Origin of the sequence: Corallococcus sp. AB030, from assembly GCF_003668965.1 — a bacterium.
GTDB lineage: Bacteria > Myxococcota > Myxococcia > Myxococcales > Myxococcaceae > Corallococcus > Corallococcus exiguus.
In genome coordinates, this window is the sequence record NZ_RAWQ01000517.1 from 1 (window position 1) to 418 (window position 418).

1 protein-coding gene is annotated in these 418 nt (G+C 56.7%); it reads left to right on the plus strand.

The features are described from left to right. Positions 1–418, plus strand: a 418-nt coding sequence (locus D7Y15_RS43870; protein WP_199746087.1) for an AAA domain-containing protein, incomplete at both ends; no start/stop codon positions are given.

Sequence of the window (418 nt, forward strand, 5' to 3'; positions counted from 1 at the left end):
CATCGTCGCACATCATCGAGGAGATGATTGCCGATGGCGATCAATTCGACTGGGTCATCGTCGAAGAAGCGGCCCGCGCCAACGGTGCGGAACTGATCGGCGCGCTATTGCTGGGCAACAGAAGAATCATGGTTGGCGATCACAACCAACTCTCTCCATTCGATGCCGCCCAGCGGCAACAATTCTACGATCCCGAGCGCGCAGTTGATCTGCTGCGGGACGCGAAGGAGCGGCTTGAAACCATCTCCGATCTACCGCCGGAAGTTACTGAGGCGCTTGATACAGTTAAGTCGAGCGAACATCTGATGAGGGAGGCTCTCGCAACAGCGGCGCGTCTTGAAGAACCGTTTCGATCAATAGCTGAGAGCGAAATTGAGCGCGAAAAGGACACGGGGCGTCCGAGCACGATCGTCAACAC